Source organism: Runella zeae DSM 19591 (assembly GCF_000423565.1).
Taxonomy (GTDB): domain Bacteria; phylum Bacteroidota; class Bacteroidia; order Cytophagales; family Spirosomataceae; genus Runella; species Runella zeae.
The window spans coordinates 94,937-117,839 of the sequence record NZ_KE384044.1; the positions used below are offsets into that span (position 1 = coordinate 94,937).

Annotated in this window: 20 protein-coding genes; 6 read left to right on the plus strand and 14 right to left on the minus strand. The window is 43.1% G+C overall.

Annotated features, from left to right (window positions below):
• Positions 1-28 precede the first annotated feature (28 nt).
• The 5 genes from G563_RS0130220 to G563_RS0130240 form a co-directional block, all read right to left on the minus strand.
• Positions 29-886: an FAD binding domain-containing protein gene (locus tag G563_RS0130220; RefSeq protein ID WP_028668626.1), complete on the minus strand. Its 858-nt coding sequence runs from the start codon at positions 884-886 to the stop codon at positions 29-31.
• 39 nt (positions 887-925) lie between these two features.
• The gene (locus G563_RS0130225) at positions 926-3,292 is read right to left on the minus strand and encodes a xanthine dehydrogenase family protein molybdopterin-binding subunit (protein WP_028668627.1); all 2,367 of its coding nucleotides are present in this window, start codon (positions 3,290-3,292) and stop codon (positions 926-928) included.
• Positions 3,293-3,347: 55 nt separating this feature from the next.
• The gene (locus G563_RS0130230; protein WP_028668628.1) at positions 3,348-3,824 is read right to left on the minus strand and encodes a (2Fe-2S)-binding protein; all 477 of its coding nucleotides are present in this window, start codon (positions 3,822-3,824) and stop codon (positions 3,348-3,350) included.
• Positions 3,825-3,898: 74 nt separating this feature from the next.
• The gene (locus tag G563_RS0130235; RefSeq protein WP_028668629.1) at positions 3,899-4,342 is read right to left on the minus strand and encodes an SRPBCC family protein; all 444 of its coding nucleotides are present in this window, start codon (positions 4,340-4,342) and stop codon (positions 3,899-3,901) included.
• Positions 4,343-4,515: 173 nt separating this feature from the next.
• Positions 4,516-5,433, minus strand: coding sequence for an AraC family transcriptional regulator (locus G563_RS0130240; protein WP_037328593.1), 918 nt, complete (start codon positions 5,431-5,433; stop codon positions 4,516-4,518).
• 59 nt (positions 5,434-5,492) lie between these two features.
• On the opposite strand from G563_RS0130240, the gene G563_RS36270 reads away from it, so the two are divergent.
• Positions 5,493-7,646, plus strand: coding sequence for a TonB-dependent receptor family protein (locus tag G563_RS36270; RefSeq protein WP_084651013.1), 2,154 nt, complete (start codon positions 5,493-5,495; stop codon positions 7,644-7,646).
• A gap of 417 nt (positions 7,647-8,063) precedes the next feature.
• On the opposite strand, the gene G563_RS0130250 is transcribed toward G563_RS36270, so the two are convergent.
• The 3 genes from G563_RS0130250 to G563_RS0130260 form a co-directional block, all read right to left on the minus strand.
• Positions 8,064-8,678 carry a hypothetical protein gene (locus G563_RS0130250; RefSeq protein WP_157585731.1) on the minus strand — a complete coding sequence of 205 codons (615 nt, stop codon included), beginning with the start codon at positions 8,676-8,678 and terminating at the stop codon, positions 8,064-8,066.
• Between the two features lie 37 nt (positions 8,679-8,715).
• Positions 8,716-9,456 (minus strand): hypothetical protein, encoded by a 741-nt coding sequence (locus tag G563_RS0130255; RefSeq protein WP_157585733.1) that lies wholly within the window; start codon positions 9,454-9,456, stop codon positions 8,716-8,718.
• Positions 9,457-9,562: 106 nt separating this feature from the next.
• A complete protein-coding gene (locus G563_RS0130260; protein ID WP_028668633.1) occupies positions 9,563-9,982 on the minus strand; it encodes a hypothetical protein in 420 nt (139 codons plus the stop codon).
• A 111-nt stretch (positions 9,983-10,093) separates the two neighbouring features.
• Here G563_RS0130260 and G563_RS0130265 point away from each other — a divergent pair, with 111 nt between their 5' ends.
• Positions 10,094-10,735 (plus strand): alpha/beta hydrolase, encoded by a 642-nt coding sequence (locus tag G563_RS0130265; RefSeq protein WP_028668634.1) that lies wholly within the window; start codon positions 10,094-10,096, stop codon positions 10,733-10,735.
• A gap of 13 nt (positions 10,736-10,748) precedes the next feature.
• On the opposite strand, the gene G563_RS0130270 is transcribed toward G563_RS0130265, so the two are convergent.
• The 4 genes from G563_RS0130270 to G563_RS37385 form a co-directional block, all read right to left on the minus strand.
• A complete protein-coding gene (locus tag G563_RS0130270) occupies positions 10,749-11,714 on the minus strand; it encodes a hypothetical protein (protein WP_028668635.1) in 966 nt (321 codons plus the stop codon).
• Positions 11,711-13,012: a CHASE2 domain-containing protein gene (locus G563_RS0130275; protein ID WP_028668636.1), complete on the minus strand. Its 1,302-nt coding sequence runs from the start codon at positions 13,010-13,012 to the stop codon at positions 11,711-11,713. Before G563_RS0130275 ends, G563_RS0130270 begins: the two co-directional genes overlap by 4 nt.
• A 1-nt stretch (position 13,013) precedes the next feature.
• Positions 13,014-15,893 carry a tetratricopeptide repeat protein gene (locus G563_RS37380; RefSeq protein WP_051211298.1) on the minus strand — a complete coding sequence of 960 codons (2,880 nt, stop codon included), beginning with the start codon at positions 15,891-15,893 and terminating at the stop codon, positions 13,014-13,016.
• 381 nt (positions 15,894-16,274) lie between these two features.
• Complete coding sequence (locus G563_RS37385) at positions 16,275-18,275, minus strand: caspase family protein (RefSeq protein WP_157585735.1); 2,001 nt, start codon at positions 18,273-18,275, stop codon at positions 16,275-16,277.
• A gap of 222 nt (positions 18,276-18,497) precedes the next feature.
• Here G563_RS37385 and G563_RS0130290 point away from each other — a divergent pair, with 222 nt between their 5' ends.
• Positions 18,498-19,052: a GNAT family N-acetyltransferase gene (locus tag G563_RS0130290; protein WP_028668637.1), complete on the plus strand. Its 555-nt coding sequence runs from the start codon at positions 18,498-18,500 to the stop codon at positions 19,050-19,052.
• Here G563_RS0130290 and G563_RS0130295 read toward each other — a convergent pair.
• Entirely contained in the window at positions 19,049-19,969 is a 921-nt protein-coding gene (locus G563_RS0130295) for a sugar phosphate isomerase/epimerase family protein (RefSeq protein WP_037328595.1), read from the minus strand. The genes G563_RS0130290 and G563_RS0130295 overlap by 4 nt on opposite strands.
• 75 nt (positions 19,970-20,044) lie before the next feature.
• Entirely contained in the window at positions 20,045-20,233 is a 189-nt protein-coding gene (locus G563_RS39165) for a helix-turn-helix domain-containing protein (protein ID WP_310586573.1), read from the minus strand.
• 280 nt (positions 20,234-20,513) lie between these two features.
• Between G563_RS39165 and G563_RS0130300 the strand changes: the two genes are divergently transcribed.
• From G563_RS0130300 to G563_RS0130310, 3 genes are read left to right on the plus strand one after another with little or no spacing between them, the layout of a single operon-like run.
• Positions 20,514-21,683, plus strand: a complete 1,170-nt coding sequence (locus tag G563_RS0130300) for a 1-deoxy-D-xylulose-5-phosphate reductoisomerase (RefSeq protein ID WP_028668639.1) — start codon at positions 20,514-20,516, stop codon at positions 21,681-21,683.
• A 4-nt stretch (positions 21,684-21,687) separates the two neighbouring features.
• The gene (locus G563_RS0130305) at positions 21,688-22,266 is read left to right on the plus strand and encodes a Uma2 family endonuclease (protein WP_229598589.1); all 579 of its coding nucleotides are present in this window, start codon (positions 21,688-21,690) and stop codon (positions 22,264-22,266) included.
• A 5-nt stretch (positions 22,267-22,271) separates the two neighbouring features.
• Complete coding sequence (locus G563_RS0130310; protein ID WP_037328597.1) at positions 22,272-22,862, plus strand: Uma2 family endonuclease; 591 nt, start codon at positions 22,272-22,274, stop codon at positions 22,860-22,862.
• Positions 22,863-22,903: the final 41 nt, after the last annotated feature.

A 22,903-nucleotide genomic window follows, 5' to 3' on the forward strand; every position in this document is an offset into this window, starting at 1 on the left:
GACTCTATACAAAAACAAACAGGAAGTTTTATTCTAAACCACAAGCTCCCGCCAATGCCCGTTTGGCATAGACTTTTGCCAAATGTTTGCGATAAGCTTGCGAGGCAAAATGGTCTTCATTGATATGAATGTCACCTTCAGCGGCAGCGTTGGCGGCGGCCTCAATGGTCTCCAAATTAGCAGGTTGCCCTATCAAAGCGTCGGTGACTCCTTCATCCAGAAAAGCAGCATCCGATACGCCCGTAAAAGCGACTTTAGCATCTGTGATTTGGCCGTCTTGCACCGTCACAGAAGCACCACATCCCACAATCGCAAAACGAGAAGCAGGTTGCATAAACTTCCGATAGGCGGTTTGCTGCCCTTCCGCGAGCTTAGGAATATGGATTGCCGTGACGATTTCACCTTCGTCCAAACCTGTCATAAAAAAGCCCAAAAAGAATTCATTTGCAGCAATAAAACGCTCACCATTAGGCCCTTGTACTTGAATAGACGCACCTAGCACCAGCAAAACCGCAGGCCAATCAGCCGAAGGGTCGGCATGAGCAATGCTCCCACCTAAGGTGCCCATATTTCTTACTTGGGTATCACCTATGAGTTCGCCAGCTTCTACCATAGCCCTCATATCCTGAACGGCTTCGTTTGAAATTATATCATGATGCGTACTAGCTGCACCTATCACTACTTTATCTCCTTCATCAGAAATAAAACGTAATTCGGGAATACGTGCGATGTCGATGAGTAAAGAGGGGGCATTGAGGCGTAACTTCATAGCCGGAATCAAACTATGGCCCCCTGCCAAAATTTTAGCGTCGGGGTTGTCGGTCAGCAACTGGATAGCTTCTGTCACTGAACTTGCCCGTGTATAATCTACAGAACTTGGAATCATGTCTTTAATGCGTAAATGATTGTTAAAAAAAGCTCAAACTCAACTTTGCATCGCTCTCCAAACCCGCTCTGATGTCAGAGGCATACGAATGTCTTTTACCTTATGTCCTGCCGACCAAAGAGCATCTATGACGGCATTGGTCACGGCTGGTGTAGAACCAATACACCCTGCTTCACCTGCTCCTTTGACTCCCAAAGGATTGTGAGGACAAGGAGTGACCTGACGGTCAAGCTCAAACATCGGAAAATCATCGGCCCGTGGCATGGTATAATCCATATAAGAAGCATTGATGATTTGACCGTTTTCGTCGTATTCCACGCCTTCAAACAACGCTTGCCCGATGCCCTGCGCCAAGCCTCCGTGGATTTGCCCATCTACAATCATCGGATTGATTACGTTTCCGACGTCATCAACCGCAATGAAGCGTTTGATTTTGGTAGTACCTGTTTCTTTATCAACCTCTACTACAGCGATATGACACCCAAAAGGATAAGTGAAGTTGGTGGGGTCATAAAAACTACTAAAATCAAGGCCCGGTTCGAGATTGGCAGGATATACGTGTGGCACATAAGCCGTCAAAGCAATATCTCCAAACCCTAGTGATTTATCAGTGCCTTTCACGTTAAATTTCCCGTCTATGAATTCGATATCATCCACTGAGCATTCTAGCTTATGAGCGGCTATTTTGGCACCTTTTTCGATGATTTTGTCCAAACTTTTCACGATAGCACTCCCTCCCACCGCCAACGAACGTGAGCCATACGTACCCATTCCAAAAGCTACCGTATCAGAGTCTCCATGAATAATATCTACATCTTCCATCGGAATTCCCAAACGGTCGGCTACCACTTGCGCAAAAGTAGTTTCGTGGCCTTGCCCATGTGAGTGTGCGCCTGTAAACACACTCACTTTGCCCGTAGGCTGTACACGTACTTGCCCTACTTCATAGAGACCCGCTCTAGCTCCTAGCGACCCCACTACCGCTGAGGGTGCAATCCCGCAGGCTTCGATATAAGTCGAAAATCCTACCCCTAGCAGTTTGTTGGTTTTGGCTGCTTCGGCTTGCGCCTTACGAAAATCTTCATAGCCAAGCATTTCGAGGCCCCGCTGAAGCACTCCGTGGTAGTTGCCACTGTCATATTGGAGCGCTACGTTGGTTTGATACCCTGGTTGGGTTACACCATCAAAAGCAGGGATAAAGTTTTTGAGTCTCAACTCAGTAGGATCCACCCCCATTTCTAAAGCTGACAAATCTAGTAGTCGCTCCAAGAGATAAGTGGCTTCGGGTCGTCCTGCGCCTCGGTAGGCATCTACGGCAGTGGTATTGGTAAATACACACGTCATATCCAAGTGGATTTTGGGCGTAGTGTATAAGCCTTGCAAAAGCGTGCCGTGCAAATAAGTAGGTACTGCCGTAGAAAAGGTTGATAAATAAGCTCCTAAATTAGCAAAGGTTTTGATACGCAATCCCACGATTTTTCCGTCGGCATCAAAACCCATTTCGGCTTTCGTAACATGGTCGCGGCCGTGGGCATCGGTCAAGAAAGCCTCTGAGCGTGTCTCCGTCCATTTGACAGGTCGCCCGATTTTTTTGGACGCAAGCGTTACCAAGGCTTCTTCTGTATAGTGATAAATTTTAGAACCAAACCCTCCTCCTACATCTGGCCCTACTACCCGCACTTTATGCTCAGGCAAACCCAGCACAAAAGCACACATGAGGAGCCTTATCAAATGGGGATTTTGGGTAGAAGTATAAAGGGTGTATTTATCATATACATTATCATATTGACCAATATAGCTACGTGGCTCCATCGCATTGGGAGCGAGTCTTTGATTCACAAATTCGAGGGTGGTGATATGGCTTGCCGACGCCAGAGCTGCATCCACTTCTTCTTTTGGATTTCCGATTTCCCAATCAAAACATATGTTATTGGGCACATCGTCATGTACAAGCGGCGCACCTTCTTCTACTGCTTTGGAGGCATCAATCACGGCTGGCAATACTTCATAATCTATCATGATGGCTTCGGCAGCATCTTGGGCCAACTCTCTACTTTCGGCTACTACCATCGCCACGGCATCTCCTACGTGTCGTACCTTGTCTTTAACCAAAAGGGGATGCGGAGGCTCTTTCATGGTATCCCCGTTTTTGAAATTGACTTGCCATCCGCACGGCACACCATAATGCCCTACTTCTTCGCCCGTCATGATGGTCACTACCCCTTCCATAGCTTCTGCGGCAGAGGTATCTATGCTTTTGATACGCGCATGAGCGTAAGGGCTACGCAAAATATAGGCATAAGTCATACCGGGAAGCACGATATCGTCGGTGTACCGACCTCTACCCGTAATAAAACGCTTATCTTCAACACGTTTTACTGATTTACCAATGAATTTATTGCTCATTATCTTTTTGATTAGTGGTTGGTGAAAGGTGGTTGGTGAAGGTTCCTAAAGACCCTTATTCACTAACCACTAAAGATTTGTTAGCAGCATATTGAATAGCCCGTACGATATTATGATAACCCGTACAACGGCATATATTTCCTTCTAAACCTTCACGGATTTCTTGCTCACTAGGATTAGGATTATGACTCAACAAATCGGCAGCACACATAATCATGCCGGGTGTACAAAACCCACACTGTAAGCCATGCTCTTCTTTAAAACCCTCTTGCAACGGATGTAGCTCATTGCCAGTGGCAAGGCCTTCAATAGTAGTGATAGTACTTCCGTCGGCCTGAGCCGCCAACATAGAGCAGGATTTTACAGCTTTACCGTCAAGATGAATCGTGCAGGCACCACAACTACTGGTGTCGCATCCTACGTGCGTACCTGTCAAATGAAGGGTATCACGTAAATAATGTACCAACAGCAAGCGCCCTTCCACCTCGCTGGTGTGGGAAGTTCCGTTTACGGTTACTGTGATTTTTGGCATAATTGGTCAAGGTTAAAATGAATAGTTTATTTTCAAGGAGGAGATAAAGCGATGTCTTGTTTTGAATCTCACCTTCATTGAGCGGCTAGCTCGTCTTCAAAATTCTTAAAGAACTGCTTAGTGAGGGTATTCGCTACACCACTCATGACACGGTTTCCGGTTCGAGCCAATAAGCCCGACATATCTGCTTTACCTTCAAAAGAAAGCTCTGTTTCCGAATCATTGATGGCTTTGAGTTTCATGTGTATATCGGCTGCCACGTTTCCGATTTTACTATTCTGCAATACTTTCAAAGTAAAACTCTCTGGGGCAACGGGATTTTCTACCATGGCTTTACCCTCAAATTTGCCAGATACGGGGCCAATCTTAACCTCAGCGACAGCCTTATAGACGCCTTCATTTTCAAGCTCAAGACGTGAGATGCCAGGAGTTACTTTAGCCAAAATATCAGGAGTCATCAGCATATCCCATATTTTTTGGGCAGAAGCTGGGAGGGTGTGTGTGCCTGTTAGTTCCATGAAAAAGTGAGATAAATTTATAAATATTATAAAAATAACAATATTTCAAAACTACTACATTGTCCCTTTTACCAATGGTACAATTATCTAAAAAAATAGAACTATTCTATCAAGAATTAGGAGTAATAAGATTTAGAGGAGACTCCTTCCAAACCAAGGGAAGATAAGCAAAATCAAAAAATCACCCACTGTTTACGGTAGTGAGCAGGGGTAGTGCCTATGGCTTTTTTAAAAACTTTCAAGAAGTAATTGAGGTTATTATATCCACACGCAAAACAAATATCAGAAATGCTGTATTGGGTGTTGCGCAAAAGCTTAATCGAAAGTTGTATTCGTTGCTGATTGATATACTCAACGGGCGTAATCCCGTATTGCTGTTTGAAACACCGAAAGAAATTAGGCTCACTCATGCAAGCCTTGTCGGCTAGTTCACGAATGGTTAGATTTTTATGAATATTGTCTTGAACATATTTGACGGCAAACGCCAATCGATTGGTGTTGGCAAGCTCTTGTAAATTGTTGGTCAACACATTTCGGGCTTTGGTCTGCATCAACCGAACGATAAGCTCTTGTAAAACCAAGTTGGCAAAAAAATCTTTTGCTTCGTTGTTTTCAGTAAAAATGTAAATCAAACGAGCTATCAGCTGATGAATGGCATTTTCATTGGTAAAATAGAAATTATCATTCGTAAATTGCCATCCTTGTGAGTTATCAACCAAGGGAGCTTTTTCGTTGAGAGCTTCTACCATACTTTTGATTTTGGCGGGTGCAATCGCCAAGGCCAAACATTGAGTAGGATTATCAAACTGGGCTTCTGGAAAATCAATGGTCATGGTTTGATTAGCAGGTACAATGACGGACTCCCCCGGTAAAAAATCAAAAGAAGGGGCATCGGCCAAATACATGACTTTTTTACCACGAATCATACTCGCCAAAACTGGATTAGTGAAAGTCAGTTCTACATTTTTGGCTACTTGATGGGTTTCGTAGATATTAAGTTCAGCATTTTCAAGGGTATAAGCTGTTCGGTTTTCTACTACTAGCTCTAGCTTACGAGATTGAATATGACGAGACAAATCAAAAGAGTTCATAAAAAAAGAGTTAATGTAGAATAACAAGGCTCTTGAATAGTACAAATTCCAACAATTTTATGATTATTTTTATACAAAAACAACGTCCCACCTTCATTAAAATTATCACTATGCCATTCATTTTGTGTTCTCATACGTCTTTTTTTCGTCTGAGGCTCATGATATGGCTTTCTGTCTGCTCACTTTTTTGTCCTGACCTACTATTTGCTCAAAGAGCCGATTCTTTACGTACATTGTCTTTGTCGCCCGTTACGGTTTCGACTACCCGCCTCGAAACCAACGAAAAACGCTTACCAGCAGCCTTGACTGTACTCGATGGTAGCAGGATTCAAATCGGACAGCCTCAGCTCTCACTTTTTGAATCGCTGGGAGGAGTGGCGGGGCTGTTTGCCCAAAATCCTGATAATTTCAATCAAGACCTTCGTATTTCGATTCGGGGTTTTGGGGCTAGGGCTGCTTTTGGGATTCGTGGTATTCGGCTTGTGGTAGATGGTATTCCTGAATCCACCCCCGACGGCCAAGCCGATGTTGACAACTTGGACATGGGAGCTATGCGACGTTTGGAAGTGATGCGCGGGCCTTCGTCAGGCTTATACGGAAATGCCGCAGGAGGGGTTATTAGCTTACAAACCGACAATGCTGCCGACTTACCTTTGGCGGAAGCACAAGCAACCCTAGGCTCTAATGGATTTAATAGCTATCGCCTCAAAACAGGCTACCAAAAAGGGAAATTTCAATACGTTTTTGTCGCGACTCGCAATGCCTCCGAGGGCTATAGAGGCAACAGCCAAATGCAAAGTTCGATTCTAAATCTAAAGCTACGCTACGATTTTGACTCACTTACGCGCTTATCGATATTGGCCAATTATGGCAATGGCCCTACTGCCAACGACCCTGGCGGCCTCACGCTGGCACAAGTAAACGAAAACCGCCGCCAAGCGCATCCCAACAATTTGAGATTTATGGCTGGTGAGTCGGTAGCACAGGGGCGTATCGGTATTACGTTTGAGAAAAAAATGGGTAATAGTCTCCTCTTTGCAAGGGTATTTGGTACCAAACGCGACTTCTCCAACTTTTTGGCATTTCAGGCAGCAGGGGCTGGTACTATCAATCGAACTTTTGCAGGAGCTAGTTTACAATATCAATACAATCAGGTGTTTGGGGAGCTTCAATATCGCTTTCGCCTTGGGATTGACTTGGAAACGCAAGCTGATACCCGCCGCCGTTTCGACAACCTAATGGGTCAGCGCGGGAAGCTGACTTTTGACCAACTCGAATCTTTCAAAAATACCGCAGCCTATATTACACAAGAGATTTCGTATCATAAAGTGACGATTTTGACGGGCTTACGCTCCGATGCCATTCGGATGAAAGCCGAAGATGCTTTGTTGACCGACGGCGACCAATCAGGCCAACGTCAATACAGTCGTCTCAATCCGACCATCGGAATTTCGTTTGAAGCATCTCCCAAAATAAGTCTTTACTCCAATCTCGGTACTAGTTTTGAAACCCCTACCCTTAGCGAGCTTTCCAACAACCCTTCGGGCACGGGAGGCTTCAATCCTGACCTCAAACCTCAGCGCGCAACCAACTACGAAATAGGAGCTAAAACTTATTTCAACCAACGCGTCAGAATGGATTTAGCTCTTTTCAATATCAATGTATCGGATGAGTTTGTACCTTATCAAATTACGGGGCAAGCAGGTCGGGTATTTTATCGCAATGCTGGCAGCTCTCGCCGCCAAGGCGTAGAATTGAGCCTTAACGCTAACCTCGCCAAAGGACTCTCACTGTTTTCAAACTATACCTATTCCGATTTTAAGTACCGCCAATATGTGACTACCGCCGGTGAGTTTGACGGCAATACCCTACCCGGAATTCCAAAACACGCTGCCCAAGCCGAATTACGCTATTTTCGGCCCAAAGGTCTGTTTGCGATTGCCCAGATTCGCCATGCTTCTGACCTCTATGCCGACGACGCCAACGCCGTCGTGGCCAATGCTTATACCCTCGTCAATCTACGCATGGGGCTTCACTTGACCTACCATCGTGTAGCGCTCGAACCTTTCGTAGGAGTTAACAATCTATTCGATGCCATTTATTTTCAGAATGTTCAAATAAACGCCGCCAATGGCCGTTATTTCGAGCCAGCTCGCGGACAATTCTGGTTTGGGGGAGTTAAGCTGTCACTAAACAGAAAAACATTGGAATAATTTTAAACCTTTTTCACTATAGAATATCTAATAAAAAACAGTTCGATAAACTCGAATTTTGTTAACAACCATGAAAACAATTTTTCTTTTCGCCGATTTATTACTCGTTTTTGTCGCATTAAGATTAGTATCTTACATTTTTCCTCGTAAATTTGGATGTATCTATTCAGTTTTTATATCTTTATAAAAGAGTTAGAGAGGCGTCCGAAGAATCAAGAATAACAATGGAACTTTTTGGTATGCAAACAATGTTATTTAATTGTTATGACAACTGAAGTAGTTACACAATTTATCAACAAAGACTTACGTTAAGTAAAATATTTTTAAAATGGCTGTATGGGTTGGACAGGCCTCGACTTTTAGTTGAGGCCTGTTTTTTTTACAATTACTCCCTAATTTACAAACACTTAAAACAAATCAAGGCTTCATTTCAACCAACCCTGTTTTTGGGTCAAAGCTGTATTTTTGGGTAGATGCTCCCTGGTTTATATCTTCAATAGAAAGCGTCAAAGTATCTTTTTGGAGATGAGATTCCACCTGATAATTTCCCTCGGCATTGTCATAATATACTTCTTTGGTAAACATCAGCCGGTGCTTTTCATCATAGCCACAAAGCCATACTATATTCTCATTGTCATATTCTCGTCCGATAAGGTACAGCTTGGTTTGGGGTGTTTCTAATACAGTTTGTAACAAGTGGTATTTGTAATTCTGCAAAAAATTTTCGTCAACCCCCGTATCAATCGAATATTTCTTGATTTGATTTCCTTCTATCAATTCCGCCTTACTCAACTTTCCTTCTTCCATTAGTTGGTTATAACTTAAAGAAAAATCTTCTAATTGAGGCTGCGGTGCTTTTTCGTGCGTTGCGGAAGGCTGCGGTGCGGCGGGCAAGTTAGTGGCCGTTTCTTGCGTTTGGGTTGTACATTTTACCATTATCAAAACCAGCAGTAGCAAGGTTATTTCATCAAGAGCTTTACTTTTTACAAAGCACAAAATCTTATTCACAAAATATTTTCGATTAAAAGGCATAACAATTTTAAATTTAGAGTTCATCACAACAGACCAATTAGGAGCGTTTTTTAAGCTCAAAGAGTTTTGACGCAATCTCTCGTTCTCCTTTTATATCAGGCATAGCCGCTTGAAGTTGATAAATCCGCAACACACCCGCATCTTGGTCATACTCCCACACCACAAATTCCTGTTTTCTGGGACTTGAGAGCCGCATCACGTTCGCTATTTTGGCTGGTTCGGATAAACAATCGCCCGCGTAGCAAAGCTCAAACGTATCATACTCATCCAAACCCTCTACTTTTCCATTGGCATGAAGGAAGACTCGCTGCTTTTCTTTTCCTTTTAAATCATATTGTCCCGCAATTTGGGAACGAAGTTGGTACTCAAACCCCTCAAAAACAGATGTTTTTACAAAATGGGCAGCCTCTTTAGTCCCCGTAAATGCCTGTTCCAAAGCGTCGAAAGTAGTATCCGATAAAATCACCAACCTTAAATCTTCCAAAAGCCCGTGGTTTTGGTAAGCTTGATGAATGTAGCAAGTGTCATGGCTAATCGTGTAAGCGAGTGAATACTCTTCTACTCCATTACGAATAAGCACGCTATCAGGGCGCTCAAAAACCAACTCTGTCGCATAAAAGGGAATCACCGCCAAAAGGCTATCAGAGGAACGCCGCAGGTACGAATCGTTGACAAATGTACCTTTGAGTTCTATTTTTTTAGATTTTTCATCGACCCAGCAAGCTTTTAGTCCTATCGCGACTAAGAGCGAAGCCAAGGTATACTTTATGTTTTTCATAGCTGTATGTAAAATGATAGCACAAAGATGCAGCCCTTCAGCCATCATTTAAGACAAATGATTTCTAAAGCGTCGAAAATCAACAATGAACCGAAAAGAGAGGCACTTAAACCGTTTGGTCGGGCTTTCTCATTTTAGAAGCTTCATAAAAACCATTGGCAAAAACCAATACCAAAATAATAGGCATCAGAATAGCCCCTGTTTTGAAACCAGCGCCCGTCATGGCATAAGAACCAGAAGAAAATTTAAGAATGGTATTGACCAAAACCCCCACTGCGACCAATGTGAGCAGGCCCGTCACAAGCAGAGCCGTTTGCTTGGCGAGTCTTTTTACAAATAAAGTCACCCCTACGCACACTGCTGTCGTAAGGGCCACCGTAGCCAATGCTTTAGGAAAAGTACGAATCATATCGTATTTGAAAAACAAAATCCCCAGCCTCCCAATGAAATTAGGATGCGCTAAAAGCCAAGCATCCACCACCACCAAAATAACCAAAAGAACGTAAAAGGGAAGATTGTTTTTCATCAGATTTAACTTGACCACTCAGGGTGTTTTTTGAGGATTTGTTCAAATAAAACGCCAGGATTATGTTCCTTTGCTTTGTTTTTTATTAGAGCTACAAATATAATTTATTTTATGCAACAACATCACCTCGAAGTAAAACGCACGGCGCGTTATTATACGCTTGGTTCGCTTGGGGAAGCTACCAAGCAAGTTTGGTTTGTACTCCACGGCTATGGGCAATTAGCTCAGTTTTTTATTAAAAAATTTGAGGCAATTGCCCAAGATAACACTTTTGTGGTAGCGCCCGAAGCACTGTCTCGGTTTTATTTGGAAGGCGTAAGCGGGCGCGTAGGGGCCACGTGGATGACCAAAGAAGAACGTCCCCAAGAAATAGATGACTATATATTTTATCTCAATCAACTATATGACTCAGTACTGAAGGGCCACGATACCAGCCAATTTCAAATCAATATTTTGGGGTTTTCGCAAGGGAATGCCACCGCCCTACGATGGCTCAATGATGGGCACATTCGCTGCGACAGATTCGTGATTTGGGCGGGCTTTTTTGGCAATGGCGTTGCCGATGTGATTGATCCAAACAAACTTTCTTCGATTCCTACCACGCTTGTATATGGTACTCAAGACGAGTTTTTAACCAAAATTGATTTGAACCAATACGTAGCGGATATCCAGTCTGCGATTCCTCACTTAAAAGTAATCACTTTTGATGGAAAGCATACCGTCGATAAAAATGCCCTCTTACAGATTGTATAATCAGCGAATACTATCACATATTTAAGTACTTTTTGGCGTCGTCGAGCTGACCGTGGCGAGCCAAAAACAACGCATAACTTTGTCGAAAAAGTTGGTTTTTAGGTTCAAGCTCTAGCGCGTTCAAAAATTGACGATTAGCTTCGGGATAAAAATAATTTTCTTCGTATAAGCCCGCTTTCAAAAAGGCATTCATCGCCTTATTGAATTTCAAATCGGTCTGAAGAGCAATGAGTTTTTCTTCAAATTTCTTTAAATCATCATTTTTGAGGCGTTTGAAAGCATACCTGATGCTCTGAGTAGTATTTTGGGGAGCTACATTCCAATAATAAAGTCGGTCGCTTTCAAGCAGCGTTTTGTCCATACTTACTTGTAGAGAAGTATCCGGGATTTCTTTTACAAAAATGGGGTCGGCATTGGCGTTCCAATCATCATAAATAGCAAAAGTATAAGAAGTAGTGCGGGGCTTGGACTTCCACAAAAAAGTTACGGTTTCGTTTTCAAGATTAGATTCAAATTGAGGCGAAACCATGAGCGGAGCTGTCAGCCCTGGCCCACGGTTGACTAAGCCTTTTTTGCGCATATACCCCTCGGCGTATTCGTCGATTGATTTTTCGGCGTGATTGATATGCTGCATCAAAAAACCTAAATATTGTTTTACCATCGAAGGTGATTTGATTTGAGGCTGGTCGATGAGCTGTTGCAAACGCCATACCCCGGCCTTGTTGAGCAAATAGCCCGAGCCGTCTTTTCCAGTCACTATGATTTGTGCTCCTTTGCCAATTTTGATTTTATCGGCAGGATTGATAGCTACGTGCTTGGTTTTGTTTTCTAACTTTTGCCATTTGACCTGCCCACTCGGTTGATGCCAGAAGTCACCCTCTATCCACGCTATTTCGTACTGAATCAGAGGCGTGGGGAAAAACGCCACAAGCGTTAGTAGCAGACATACACCGCTGCCCCAAATAAGAAATGTTTTCATTTTTGTACTTTTAAGTGTTTCTTAAACATATAGATAAAAAACTGACGCATGGTTTTTTTTGCCACTTTGGTATCAGAATCAAAATAAGTGACAAACCCGGTTTGGCGATGAAGCCACTGCGCAAAAGTATTGTAGAAATACAGCACATCGACCGTAAGAGCTATAGGCACAATGAGCTTGAGGGTATCGATTTTGATTTGCCATTTATAAAAAATCCATAACCCTACCGCAAACGACAATGCCCCCAACATCAATTGTACCAGCTTGAATATGAGGTGAAACCAAAGGTTGTGTTTGACAAATTCATAAATAAAAAATACCATCAAAGCCAGACACACTAGAAAAGATACAATCCTCAACACCCAGCCTTCAGCATAGCGCACATAATCGTCGCGCAAAATCATCTCAATGATATTGGCATGAATCACCAAGCCATTCATATCGGGCTGAAGCGCATTGAGATTAAAAGGAGAATAGTGTTTATCTTCAGCCACCGTCGAGTCGCCCAAAAGTCCAATTAGCACAATTTTCCCTTTGAGCTCATCGAGTTCGGGGTTGCCTTCATAAAACTCTTCTGGCTGAAGTTTGTGATAATCGATTTCTTGATGCTGATATACAATTACTTCGGGCGCATGTACAGTAGTGTATTGGCGATGTTTAATAAATTTTTGATAACTCTTTTCATCAAATTTCTTGACAATTTGGGTCGAAAATGATTCAAGCGGAGGTTTATACTTGGGGCCAGAGCCCGTTTTGTTTTTAGGAAAAAATTGTGGCAAAAACAGCCGCACTGTACTGTTGGCTTCGAGTGTTACAAAATTGGCAAAGCCTTCTACCCCAAAGAGATAGGGAGTAGCACTACTTTCGGGCTTTTCTTGGATTTCTCCGAGTTGATTGGTCAACAAATAAGAGCCTAATACCAGCTTATCAGAGACGGATTTTAAGGCCGCCGATAAGCGCGGATTGGGTTGATTGATGTTTTCGCTAAAAACTACATCAATCCCAATTACTTTGGGGTCAAATCGGTTGATATTTTCGATGAGTTGAGCGATGCCCGTGCGGTCGAGTGTATCGATATTGACCAAATAAATCACCGAATCGGCTTGGGTGGGCTTGCTTGTGAGTTTGCCTTTTGTAATATCCACAAACACATTTTCGTACTCTTTCTTGATACGATCAATACCCGCATGAAGGGGATCAAAAAAATTGACATGCGCCACCAAAAGCGAAGGCATACTATAGAGCAAAAACACCAAAACAGTAGCGATAAAGGCATCGCGTAGTAGGCTTTTATTCATGTCAATTTTTCTTGTATTTGTCGAGTAAAGTCTTGAATTCGGGTAATGCGCGAAGCGGGTCTAAGGCGGCATTACGGTCTATACTTTCAAAATTGTTGTAGCCTTTTTGAAAAGCTTTTTCTAACCACTGAAGCGCCTCAGGAAGAAGGTTTTGTTTGGCTTTGATACCAGCCATATAATAGTAGGCGCGTGTGTAATTAGGGTTGAGTTCAATTACTTTTTGATAGGCAGCCTCCGCCTCCGTCCAACGCGTAAGGCCTTCCAAAAGGTTACCGTAGTTGTTGTACAAATTGGCGTCATTTGGAATTATTTCCAAGGCTCTTTTGTAGGCAGATTCGGCTTCGGTCAGTCTATTTTGGCGGGCTAATAAGTTGCCATAGTTGCTATACACTAGTCCATTAGAAGTACTCAGTTCAAGCGATTGTTTATACGCTTTTTCGGCTTCTTCAAACCGCCCCAGCACGGCCAACAAAATCCCGTAACTATTGTACACAAAGGGATCTTTAGGATTGAGTTCAATGGCGCGTTTGTAAGCAATTTCGGCCTCATCACGACGATTGCGGGCGGCCAGCAGCATTCCATAGCTTTTATAAACTTCGGCATCGTCGGTTTTGAGTAAAATAGCTTTTTGATAAGCCGCTTCTGCCTCTACAAAACGATTCTGATTTTTGAGCAATATCGCATAGCTTTTCTGAACATTGGCATCATTAGGGTTGATTTCGAGGGACTTACGATAAGCCGTTTCTGCTTCTTTTTGTCGGCTTTGACGATACAGCAAATTGCCATAATTTCCATAAACAAGCGCATTGTTAGGTGCTAGTTCAATGTATTTTTTATAGGCATTTTCGGCTTCTTGCAAGCGATTTTGGGCCGCCAACAATACCCCATAACTATTATAAACGACGGCATTGTTGGGATTCAGTTCAATGGATTTTTTATAGGCATTTTCTGCTTCGGCTTGCCGATTTTGGGTAGTAAGCAATACACCATAATTAAAATAGACTTGGGCATCTTTGGGATTGAGTTCAATGGCTTTTTGAAACATGATTTCAGCTTCGGCAAATCTGTTTTGTACAGTCAGCACAATCCCATAATTATTGTGTACCTGAGCGTCGTTGGGTTGAAGGATAAGTGCCTTTTTGTAGGCTGTTTCGGCTTCATTATAGCGTTGTTGGGCATTGAGCAAAATCCCGTAATTATTGTACACTTCAGGGTCATCGGCTTTGAGTTGAATAGCCTTGAGATAGGCTTTTTCGCTTTCACTAACGCGGTTGAGTCGCGCTAGTAGGTTTCCATAATTTTTATAGGCAAAGGCATCATCAGGTTTGAGTTCAATGGCTTTTTTGTAGGCGGCTTCTGCTTCCACAAACTGGTCTTCATGGCTCAGTACCATACCATAATTAAGGTGTAAAAAACTCCATTGGGGCGCATACTTTAGCCCTGTTTCAAAAGCTACCTTGGCTTCTTTGTATGCCTGTTTGAGATACAGAAGACGCCCTAAATCATTGTAAGCCGGCGAAAACGAACTATCTGCCAATACCGCTTGCTGATAATAGTGAAGCGCTTCGGGGGGATTGGTGATCTCAGCCATAACACCTTTATAATAAAAGGCCTGAGCGCTTAAATTAGGATATAAGAAATGAGACTTACCTAAAATTTGAGAGGCTTTTTCGAGATAACGGATATTTTTGGGATAGGCTTGCGTCAAATCTTTGTTTTCTAAATATCCCCCAAAAAACTGAGAAGAAGCCTCTAAGAGAGCGGCGACAAACTCGCGTTTGATAAAAGGATGTAACTTCTCAATCGAAGGCGCGGCTGTGAGCCTGTCAAAAAGCTCTTCGGCCGAGTTGGTGGTATCAATGAGGGCTTTGTGGGTAAGAGCTTGCTGAAAATCAAGGTACCATTTTTGTAAAGTACTATCAGCCACTTCGATGATATTCTCAGCAAAGCCCCGTCCTTGCACAGCCGCAAAAAGCGGAAGAGGCTTATTATCTTTGACCGCAAGCAGCGTCAGGGTGTCAATTTGGGCCAAGGCTACCGATTTATCAGCGGCCATGAGGATGGGATTTTGGCGACTAGGCGCGGCTTCGGAGGTGACACGATCTTCCAGATAGCGTTCCAATTCCCGAAGCGTCACCTTCTTGTCATTGTCGGCATCGGCCATGCCCTGTAACCCCCGAATGAGATGATAACTAAACAATCCACGTCCTCCCCCCCATTGAGTGCCTTCGAGCGATACTTCGTTGGCTTGGCAAGCCATAAATTTCACTTCATTGGCTACTTGTTTGGTGAGTTGTTGGCCCGTGAGTTGTACACCCCCTATTTCGCTACCTGCCAATTTTCCCGCTCGGCAAGCATCCAAAAACATCACTACTTGCGCTTGATTTTTGGTGGAAAGGGTCGCAATATAATCTTGTAAAAACAATACGGCAAAGGCTGTAGAGTTGTAATTGCTACTGAAAGAGTCGTAGGTGAGTAAAAACCCGCGCTGGGCAATGGTCTTGGATTCTTGGTCTCCGTGTCCAGAAAAATAAATAAAAACGCGGTCGTTGGGTTTTACAAAGTCCAGCAGATTGCCGAGCGCACGGTCTAATTGGCCGAAAGTAGCTTTTTCATTCAACAAAAGCTGGATGTTGGATTGAGGCACCGCTCCGCCAGCCGGAGAGAGTAAATAGTTGTAAAAAGCCAATGCATCATCGTCGGCAAAACGTAGCGAATCGATGTGCTGGTATTTGGAAACCCCCACAATCAAAGCCCATGTTTGACCCGTATTTTGGGGAGCCACATTACCTACTTTAGGCCCTCGTGCTTCTTGGGTATAGGCTTTATGATAATGCGCTACGAATACGAAAAAAATTAAAGAAAAAAGAAAGTATTTCATAACGAACTTGGGTCGTACGGGTCTTTAAAAAGCTTTTTTATCAATGTGTAGCCCCTACGGGGCAATTTTGTGTTTAGGCGATTACCATTTTTTTGCTACCGATATAAAGCCCCTACAGGGCAATTTTGTGTTTAGGCAATCACCATTTTTTTGCTACCGATAGAAAGCTCCTACGGAGCAATTTTGTGTTTAGACAATTATCATTTTTTTTCCTACCGATAGAAAGCTCCTACGGAGCAATTTTGTGTTTAGGCAATTACCATTTTTTTGCTACCGATATAAAGCCCCTACGGAGCAATTTTGTGTTTAGGCGATTATCGTTTTTTTCCTACCGATATAAAGCCCCTATGGGATATTTCTAAATTAGTTCATTACTTGTTTTTATTTAGTAATGGATGAATTAAAAGGAGTAATGGTATAAATGTATTCGAAAGTAGAACCGATATTGTTACTAACGCCACGGGTATGATAATTTTTCATAATAAACACCAACGGATTTTCTTGACCTCTTGTGCTGGAAGTCAATGTTCCCTGAGTTTCAATAGCGGGCAAGAGATTGATAGGCTGAGGTGTGGCAAAAACTTTCATCATCTCGGTTCCATAAGGTGGCCAAAAACCATAAATGGGGCGATTTTTAAGAAATACAGTTTCTCCAGCCGCAATTTTATACGAATTGGGATCATTGTGATCTTCTAGCCCAGGCGCTACCGGCACAATCCGATGATCAGGCTGAATCGCTACGATGTTGTAGTACGCGCTACGCTTGCCCTTATTGACAAGTTTGATAACTACATTGTCTTTTTCCGAAAACCTTCTAGTGAGCGTATCAACGGGCGTATCAAAAATTTCCACGACGGCATTGTTTTGGTCGATTTTAGCTCTTACTAGCGACATTTCTACCACAATTTCGTCAGTAGCCAATTTTACCGCCTTCATAAACTTTACTTGGGCCGCCGAAAGCAGCGTTTTTTTGAGCAAGTCCAATCCTTCTTTTACCTCCAAGTTGACAGGCTTGCTACTTAAATAGGGCATCTCTCCCACAAAAGCCCCTACATTAGAAGTATTTGCGGTATTTTTAAGTAAAATGTCGGGGGCTTCTGATGAAGCTACTACACTTAAAAAGTTCCAGCGAGACAACGAATCAGAGAGTACTTTCGTGGACTCCGATGATAGCCCTTTAAAGTCGAAGGCTACTTTTAGGAGAGATTCAGAAAACGATTGTTGAGTCCGAAAAGCCCAATATTGCGGAGCCTTAAAATCGGCAGAAATGGGATTTTTGAGAGATAACGAAGCTGTAAAATAATCAATAGCGGTGACTTCGCCTTCAAAAACAGGGCGCTCCTCTTTAATTGAAGCCGTACCTGCGGGATAAAGCGCAAATACATCTCCTTTACTGATTCCTGCTACCAAACCTGCACTGAGCTGAAGCGTGCTGTTATTTAAAACTTTTTTGATTTCTACGTATGGTTCTTGTTTGACGAGTTGCCCGCTGAAAAAAAGATAGTCTGCATCACCTTCCAAAATGGGACTTTGGCGGGGGGCAATCACCGCCATTTCTGCGCGAATACGTGCAAAAACTTGGCGATAAGTATCATTGGGACGAAGCTGAGAGAGGGTATTACTGATACTAAACGACAAAGAGCCCACAGGTTTGCCATTGGCAGTCGTTTCAAAATTGTTTTCGTTAGAACTTGCCCCCGCAAATACCACAAACTTTGCCAATTCTTCATCTCCTGCTCCTCGTGAAGCTACGGGGTTATCTACCAAACTCTGAGAAGGATTGGCAGGCGGAATCGTAGGCGAATAATTAGACTTAACCAACGGAGGAAATCCACCACGAGCAGTGCCATTGCCGCGTGTACCAGCTCCCGAGTGACACGAATCCAAAAACAACAGTAAGTGACCTTTGGGGCCTAATTTGTGGCGTAACAAGGCGATTTGTTTGCCCAATACATCATCACGAATATAATGATTGGTGTTCAATTCTTCGGGTTTGTAAGCCGCGCCAAGTGGCACAAGTGCTTCGTCTAATTGGTCGGGTTCATCGCCGTTGTCGTCTTGTAGTTGTACGCCATGTCCAGAATAGTGAAGAACCGCAATGTCGCCGTTTTGCACACTTTCAATCAATTTTTGGAAGGCAGTCAAGATTCCTGTTGCATCCACATCCTGCACCACAGTAATATGCTGACTCATAAAACCTTGCTGCTGAAGGACTGTTTGAATTAGTGGAACGTCGTTGAGAGAAGCCAATTTGGGCCAGCCTGTAGTGGCAGGGTCATAATTACCTATAGCAATGATGAGTGCGTGCTTGGTAGGCTGCGCAGAAACCGTCACAATGTGAAAAAACAACGCCCATAAAAATGTACACCTAAGCACCAACATGAGCTGGAAAGATTTGTTTTTGTAACGTGAGTAATCAATGCCGAATTTATACAATTCTCATTAGCTTTCAAATAACTGCCAAAATCTTCCTGAGGAAAGCCTAAGAGGATCTACCCTGCAACATTTTTTTTAGAAAAAAAATGCATTGATTACCACAGAAGGAGATATTATTTTTGTGGCATCAAATTTCTGAAATAAATCCTCTTTGGGAGGAATCACACAATGGCTCTTTTATTTACTACCGCAACTACCGATGCCGAATTGCATCAAATCCTAGCACTTCAGCAACAAAATCTCTATAAAAATACGCCCCAAGAATACCAAAAAGACCAAGGTTTTACGACGGTAGAGCATACTTTTGAAGTCTTAAAAAAAATGAATGATGCCTTGCCACAAGTCATCGCCAAAGACGGAGACGAAGTAGTAGGCTATGCTTTGGTGATGCCACGCACTTTTGGCGCACTTGTACCAGAGCTTACACCTATGTTTGATATTGTGGGAGAATTGTTATGGAAAAGCATCCCGATTCATCAACAACGGTTTTATGTAATGGGGCAAATTTGCGTGGCTCAATCGCACCGAGGGCAAGGCATTTTTGACGGATTGTATGCGCAGCATCGTCAGCAATTTTCGGCTGATTTTGATTTGTGTGTTACCGAAATTGCGGTAAGAAATACCCGCTCAGCGCGGGCACATGAGCGGGTAGGTTTCCAGCAAATTCATACTTATCAAGACCACACCGACCTCTGGAATGTAGTGGTATGGGATTGGCGTTAGGCTTTCATTGCCTCCTGAAGCATGGCTATGCTTTTCCGCACGCCCGATTCGGGGGCTTCTTTGCCTTCAAATTCTAGGGCGATATAGCCTTTATAATTGGCTTGGCGTAAGATATTGATGATACGTTTGTAGTCCAAATCCAACGTGTACCATTCGCCACCGCCGTAGTAGGTTTTGGCTTGTACAAAATTGGCGACAGGGGCTACTTTTTCGAGTTTGGTGTAAGGGTCTTCCAAAAAATTGCCAGTATCGAGTAGCACGCCCAACCAAGGTGAATCGATGGCTTTGCGAATCCGTAAAAGCCCTTCGGGTGTAGAAGTGAGGCCCCAGTGATTTTCGAGGGCAAGCATGACCCCACATTCGGCGGCTTTAGGAAGGCACTTTTCGATACTATCAATGCACCATTTGAAACCGTCGTCTTCGGTATAGCCGGGCAAAATCGGTTCTATGCCGCGTTTGGCCATGAGTTCGTCAAAAGATTTGATGGTATTCCAGCGACCCGAATTGAGTCGAATGCTTGGGATGCCAAGTTTATAGGCAAGTTCGATGCAGTGTAGAGTATGGTCGATGTTTTTTTGTCGCTCGGCCGCATCGGGCGATACAAAACTTTGGTGAATCGATAGGCATATCAAATCCACCCCATTCACAAAAGCATGACGTTTGAGTTTTTGTAAATAAGCATTGTCTTCATTATCCATTTGGCGATGCAAGATGTCTACTCCCTCAATCCCAAGGCGCGCCGCTTCATCAATTACATTTTCGATAGGTACTTTGGGCGTTTTGAAATGCCAATACGAATACGTAGACAATCCGAGTTTAAAAGGTGAAGCTACAGGCGGCGTAGCAATCAACGAAGAAGGTGCCAAAGTGGCTGCGCCTAATGCGGTAGTTTGTTGGAAAAAGTCGCGACGGTTCATAGAGATAAGATTAATGAAGTATGATATCTCTCTAAGTCTTTCGTCTAAAATGACTACTGTTTTCTACCGTTTTTTTTATTTATTCTTTGTGAATAATAATTGAGAAGGATTTACTTCCAACAATCGAGCGATTTGAATCAATCTTCCTACTGATAGTTGTGTTTTTCCTGATTCTATTTTACTGTAGGCTTTTTGACAAACCCCCAAACAATAAGCCATATATTCCTGACTTAGCTTCCTAACTTTTACTGAATCTTCAAATATACCTTTATGAAAATAGTTGTCTTACACTTATGTATTGATACAAAAAAATAGCAACACGAGTACGCATTTCAAAACTTGTATCGAGTCAAAATTATCCGTAAAACACCCTAAGTAACGCAGGCAGAGTTCAAACTCTATCTGTGTTACTTAGCAGCTTGCTAACTCGCTGAAAATCAATATATGTCTCAGCATAAACCTCCCCGATAAATCATTAACCCTTCAATAAAAATCTAAAAGCGAGAAGAATGTGTAATTTTGCTTTTGATTAGCCGCTCATTGCATGAAGTTTCCTCAAAAACATTTAGCCATTCTTGGCTCGACAGGCTCGATTGGAACCCAAGCCCTCGACGTAGTCGCTGCCAACCCCGATTCTTTTGCGGTAGAAATACTCACCGCCCAAAACAACGCCGATCTGCTCATCCAACAGGCCGCGCAGTTTCGCCCCCATGTAGTCGTGATTGCCAACGAAAGTCTGTATGATAAAGTGTTTGATGCCCTCGACCCGCTTGGTATCCAAGTCTATGCAGGAGATAAGGCCATTGCTGATGTAGTGCAGATGGATAGTATCGACACCGTTTTGACTTCTATGGTGGGGTATTCGGGTCTGATTCCGACCGTCAAGGCCATCGAAGCTGGCAAGCAGATTGCCCTTGCCAACAAAGAAACACTCGTGGTAGCGGGCGAATTGGTGACGGCCTTGGCTCACCAAAAAGGCGTAAGTATTTATCCCGTTGACTCGGAGCATTCGGCTATTTTTCAGTGTATTGTGGGAGAATTTCACAATCCGATTGAGAAAATCCTCTTGACAGCTTCCGGGGGACCTTTCCGTGGAAAAACCCGCGATGAGCTTCTGCACGTCACCAAAGCCCAAGCCCTCAAGCATCCCAACTGGAGCATGGGTGCAAAAATCACCATCGATTCGGCTTCCCTTATGAACAAAGGGCTGGAAGTAATCGAAGCCAAATGGCTTTTTGGACTCAAGGCCGAGCAGATTGAGGTAGTGGTACATCCTCAAAGCATTATTCATTCGATGGTGCAGTTTGAAGACGGAAGCATCAAAGCGCAAATGGGCCTGCCCGATATGCGATTGCCGATTCAGTTTGCCCTGACTTACCCGCATCGCCTCAAAGCCGACTTCCCAAGGTTCGATTTTATGCAATATCCTTCGTTGACTTTTGAGCAACCTGATTTAAAAACTTTTCGTAACTTGCAATTTGCCTTTGATGCGCTCGAGTGCGGCGGCAACATGGCCTGTATCGTCAACGCCGCCAACGAAATCGCCGTGGCCGCTTTTTTACGCGACGAAGTAGGCTTCCTCGAAATGTCGGACCTTATCGAAACTTGTATGCAAAAGGTAACGTTTATTGAGAAGCCAACCCTCGACGATTACATTGAAACCGACGCCGAGACACGCAAAGTAGCCGAAGAATGGGTCAACGTACATTCCTAATACAATGATGCAAACGCCAGTATTGATAAAAATGGGAGACTTAATGACTGACGATGAGTTTTTTACTTTTTGTCAGATGAACGACACCCTTGATTTTGAACGAGATAGCAATCGCAATATTATATTTATGTCACCTACTGGTTCTTCTACTGGCAACACTAGTTCTACTGTATTAGGAGAAATTTATTTTTGGAACAAACTGAGCCAATTAGGCTATTGCTTTGATTCATCGACTGGATTTTTGATGCCCAACGACGCCGTTAGGTCACCCGATGCGGCTTGGATTCAAAAACACCGCTGGGAAGTACTCTCTGACGAAGAAAAAGAAAAATTCGCGCCGATTTGCCCTGATTTTGTTGTAGAAGTACGTTCTAAAACCGATTCTTTAAAATATTTACAAGAAAAAATGGCCGAATACATCGCCAATGGCTGTCAATTGGGATGGCTCATCGACCGTTTGGAAGAAAAAGTATATATCTATCGTCCCCAAAAAGAGCTAGCCGTAGTGGAGTCATTTGACCAACAATTGAGCGGGGAAGATATTTTACCGGAGTTTGTGTTTGATCTCAAATTGATTCAATAATTAGCATGCCACAAGTCCTTCACATCCCCCAAATGGATACCCTAAACGACGAAGAGTTTTTCGCTTTTTGTGAGGCTAATCGTGGCAATGGGATGAATTTTGAGCGGGATAAAAATGGACAAATTATATTTATGTCGCCCACTGGAAGTATTGGAGGCCACAATGACGGTGAAATATTCGTTGAAATAAAACTTTGGAATCGTCAACAAAAATCTGGAGTTGTATTTCCTTCTTCAACAGGTTTTATCTTACCCGATAGCTCGATTAAATCGCCTGATGTAGCATGGGTTAGTCGCAAACGGTGGGAGCAAATACCGAGTGAACTACGTAAGAAATTTGCCCCAATATGCCCTGATTTTGTAATAGAGGTTATTTCAGAATCAGATACTTGGGACGAACACATCCGTAAGATGCAAGAATGGCTCGTCAATGGCTGCAAACTTGGGTGGCTCATCGACCCCAGCCAAAAAACATGTATGATTTTTAGGGCTGATGATACCAATCCTTCCAAAATGCCGTTTGGAATTATCAATGGCGGCGATGTGTTAGAAGGATTAGAGATTGATTTACGAACTGTTTTTGAAGATATTAGCTAAATAGTAACCAACAAAGAATTTAATAAACACATAAAAACGCA

Excerpts from the sequence above, each read along its gene's own strand:
- G563_RS0130220 (WP_028668626.1), bottom strand. The coding sequence starts at position 886 with ATGATTCCAAGTTCTGTAGATTATACACGGGCAAGTTCAGTGACAGAA.
- G563_RS0130225 (WP_028668627.1), bottom strand. The coding sequence starts at position 3,292 with ATGAGCAATAAATTCATTGGTAAATCAGTAAAACGTGTTGAAGATAAG.
- G563_RS0130230 (WP_028668628.1), bottom strand. The coding sequence starts at position 3,824 with ATGCCAAAAATCACAGTAACCGTAAACGGAACTTCCCACACCAGCGAG.
- G563_RS0130235 (WP_028668629.1), bottom strand. The coding sequence starts at position 4,342 with ATGGAACTAACAGGCACACACACCCTCCCAGCTTCTGCCCAAAAAATA.
- G563_RS0130240 (WP_037328593.1), bottom strand. The coding sequence starts at position 5,433 with ATGAACTCTTTTGATTTGTCTCGTCATATTCAATCTCGTAAGCTAGAG.
- G563_RS36270 (WP_084651013.1), top strand. The coding sequence starts at position 5,493 with ATGATTATTTTTATACAAAAACAACGTCCCACCTTCATTAAAATTATC.
- G563_RS0130250 (WP_157585731.1), bottom strand. The coding sequence starts at position 8,678 with ATGCCTTTTAATCGAAAATATTTTGTGAATAAGATTTTGTGCTTTGTA.
- G563_RS0130255 (WP_157585733.1), bottom strand. The coding sequence starts at position 9,456 with ATGAAAAACATAAAGTATACCTTGGCTTCGCTCTTAGTCGCGATAGGA.
- G563_RS0130260 (WP_028668633.1), bottom strand. The coding sequence starts at position 9,982 with ATGAAAAACAATCTTCCCTTTTACGTTCTTTTGGTTATTTTGGTGGTG.
- G563_RS0130265 (WP_028668634.1), top strand. The coding sequence starts at position 10,094 with ATGCAACAACATCACCTCGAAGTAAAACGCACGGCGCGTTATTATACG.
- G563_RS0130270 (WP_028668635.1), bottom strand. The coding sequence starts at position 11,714 with ATGAAAACATTTCTTATTTGGGGCAGCGGTGTATGTCTGCTACTAACG.
- G563_RS0130275 (WP_028668636.1), bottom strand. The coding sequence starts at position 13,012 with ATGAATAAAAGCCTACTACGCGATGCCTTTATCGCTACTGTTTTGGTG.
- G563_RS37380 (WP_051211298.1), bottom strand. The coding sequence starts at position 15,893 with ATGAAATACTTTCTTTTTTCTTTAATTTTTTTCGTATTCGTAGCGCAT.
- G563_RS37385 (WP_157585735.1), bottom strand. The coding sequence starts at position 18,275 with ATGTTGGTGCTTAGGTGTACATTTTTATGGGCGTTGTTTTTTCACATT.
- G563_RS0130290 (WP_028668637.1), top strand. The coding sequence starts at position 18,498 with ATGGCTCTTTTATTTACTACCGCAACTACCGATGCCGAATTGCATCAA.
- G563_RS0130295 (WP_037328595.1), bottom strand. The coding sequence starts at position 19,969 with ATGAACCGTCGCGACTTTTTCCAACAAACTACCGCATTAGGCGCAGCC.
- G563_RS0130300 (WP_028668639.1), top strand. The coding sequence starts at position 20,514 with ATGAAGTTTCCTCAAAAACATTTAGCCATTCTTGGCTCGACAGGCTCG.
- G563_RS0130305 (WP_229598589.1), top strand. The coding sequence starts at position 21,688 with ATGATGCAAACGCCAGTATTGATAAAAATGGGAGACTTAATGACTGAC.
- G563_RS0130310 (WP_037328597.1), top strand. The coding sequence starts at position 22,272 with ATGCCACAAGTCCTTCACATCCCCCAAATGGATACCCTAAACGACGAA.